Raw genomic sequence first — 2,611 nt, forward strand, 5'->3', positions numbered from 1 at the left:
TCCATGTGGTGTGCGACAAGCCGCTGGTGCACACGCGCGCGCAGGCCGATGCGCTGGTCGCGGCCGTGAAGAAGCAGGGCACGCTGTTCGGCGTGACCTACAACTACACCGGCTATCCGATGGTGCGGCAGGCGCGCGAGATGGTCCGCTCTGGCCGGCTCGGCGAGCTGCGCAAGGTGGTGGTCGAATACAACCAGGGCTGGCTCGCGAGCCAGCTCGAAGGCGCCGGCAACAAGCAGGCCGACTGGCGCACCGACCCCGCGCGGAGCGGCGCGGCCGGCGCCATCGGCGACATCGGATCGCACGCCGAGAACCTGGTCGCGAGCGTCACCGGCCTGGAGATCGAGAGCCTGTGCGCCGACCTGAGCGCGCTGGTGCCGGGCCGCATGCTCGACGACGACGGCAGCCTGCTGCTGCGCTTCAAGGGCGGCGCGCGCGGCGTGCTGATTGCCTCGCAGATCAACACCGGCCTGGAGAACGACCTGCGGCTGCGCGTGTCGGGCACGCTCGGCACGCTCGAATGGCGGCAGGAGCAGCCGAGCCAGCTGGTGCACCTGCCGCACGACGGGCCGAAGCAGATCTTCACGCGCGGCTCGCCCTGGCTGTGCGAGGCGGCGCAGCGCGCCAGCCGCCTGCCGGCCGGCCATCCCGAAGGCTTCATCGAGGCCTTTGCCAACGTCTACGCCGGCGTGGTGGCGGACATCCGCGCGCGGAACGCAGGCCAGCCGGCCGATCCCATCGCGGCCGACTACCCGCGCGTGGAAGACGGCGCGCGCGGCGTGCGCTTCATCGAGCGCACGGTGGCCTCGGCCCAAAGCGAATCAAAATGGACGCCCTGGTAGGGCCGCGGGCTCGCATGCGCGAGCTCCAGGCGCACCGCATCGGGCGTTCATGACACCTTCTTCTTCCGAGCATCCGCCGCCTTCGAACCCGCAGCCCTGGCTTCGCGCCCTGGGCCGGCGGTGCCGCGCGCTCTGGCCGCTGAAGCTGGTCGGCAACACGGTCGCGACCGCGGGTTTCTTCCCGCTGTATTTCTGGATCATGAAGAACGCCGGCCCGCCCTGGACGCTGCCGCTCACCGCGTTCGACCGGCTGATCGCCTTCTGGCCGACGCTGCTGCCGGTCTATCTTTCGCTGTGGCTCTACATCGCGCTGCCGGTGTTCCTTGCCAAGGACAGGCGGGAACTCTGGAGCTTTGCGCTGGGCTGCGCCTTCATGACGGGCATCGCGCTCGTGGTGTTCTGGTTCGTGCCGACCGCCATCCCGAACTTCAGCATCGACACCCGCCCGGGCACCTCGCTGCATCTGCTGAAAACCGTGGATGCGGCCGGCAACGCGTTTCCGTCGCTGCATGTGTCGTTCTCGGTGTTTGCCTGCGTGGTGCTCGCGCGGCAGCTGCGCGAGGTGGCGGCACCCGCATGGGCTCGCGCGCTCAACATCGCGTGGGCCGTGGCCATYGTCTATTCGACGATGGCGGTGCGCCAGCACGTGCTGGTCGACGTGCTCGGCGGGCTGGCGCTGGGCATCGGCTTCGGGCTGGCCTCGCGTCCCCGCAAGGCCGTGGCGGCGGCAGCGGCCGTGCAGGCACGGCCGGCGTAGGCCGATTGCGCTATTCCACCGGCGCCGCGCGCGCGGTAGAACCCGGGCATCGTCTCGACCGGGAGCCCGCCATGAAGATCCGCCCATCCGCCATTGCCCTCTTCACGCTGGCCTGCAGCACGGCCTTGCCCGCGCTGGCCATCGACTATCCCGCGCGCAAGCCCGGCCTGTGGGAAATACAGACCGGCGACGGCACCGGCGCCAAGGGCGCGAGCCAGACCGTCCAGCAGTGCATCGACGCGGCCACCGACAAGGCCTTGCGCGACATGGGGCAGGGCATGGGCAAGGACAGCTGCTCGAAGCAGGAGCTGCGCAACGAAGGCGGCAAGCTGGTGGTCGATTCGGTCTGCAAGGTCGGCCCCACCACCGCCACCACGCACGCGGTGATGAGCGGCGACTTCAGCTCGACCTACCGCATGGAAAGCAAGTCGAGCTACAGCCCGCCGCTGATGGGGCGCGCCGAAGGCTCGGCCGTCATGGAAGCCCGTTGGATCGGCCCCTGCAAGGCGGACCAGAAGCCCGGCGACATGGTGATGTCCAACGGCATGAAGATGAACGTGCTCGAGATGATGGGCGGGCACAAGAAGCAGAAGTAGGCGCCGGCCCACAGCGCTTCGCGGCCCGTGTTCGGCGCCGCAGCGGCCCGCCAGCGCCTACCATGGCGGGCCATGGCCGCGAAGGAAGAAGACCATCTCGTCGTTGCTCGCCCCGAGGGGCTCTACTGCCCGCCGGGCGATTTCTACATCGACCCCTGGCGGCCGGTGGCGCGCGCCGTCATCACCCATGCGCACTCCGACCACGCGCGCGCCGGCCACGGCCACTACCTCGCTCACACCGACAGCGCCGGCACGCTGCGCACCCGCCTTGGCGGCGACATCGCGCTGCAGACGCTGCCGTATGGCGAGGCGATCTCGCACCACGGCGTGCGCATCTCGCTCCATCCGGCCGGCCACGTGCTGGGCTCGGCGCAGGTGCGGCTCGAACACGGCGGCCGCGTGTGGGTGGCCTCGGG

Annotated in this window: 3 protein-coding genes and 1 pseudogene; all 4 read left to right on the forward strand. The window is 70.2% G+C overall.

The window, feature by feature from the left end; genetic code table 11:
• The coding region (locus AC1DOC_RS28705; protein ID WP_478131024.1) for a Gfo/Idh/MocA family protein at nucleotides 1–842 on the forward strand (842 nt) is incomplete at its 5' end.
• 49 nt (nucleotides 843–891) lie between these two features.
• Nucleotides 892–1,599 (forward strand): phosphatase PAP2 family protein, encoded by a 708-nt coding sequence (locus tag AC1DOC_RS28710; RefSeq protein ID WP_015867622.1) that lies wholly within the window; start codon nucleotides 892–894, stop codon nucleotides 1,597–1,599.
• A 71-nt stretch (nucleotides 1,600–1,670) separates the two neighbouring features.
• The gene (locus tag AC1DOC_RS28715; protein ID WP_015867621.1) at nucleotides 1,671–2,195 is read left to right on the forward strand and encodes a DUF3617 family protein; all 525 of its coding nucleotides are present in this window, start codon (nucleotides 1,671–1,673) and stop codon (nucleotides 2,193–2,195) included.
• A 72-nt stretch (nucleotides 2,196–2,267) separates the two neighbouring features.
• A pseudogene (locus tag AC1DOC_RS28720) lies at nucleotides 2,268–2,611 on the forward strand (DNA ligase-associated DEXH box helicase); the annotation flags it as partial.

This window comes from Variovorax sp. 01T439_2 (assembly GCF_056398445.1).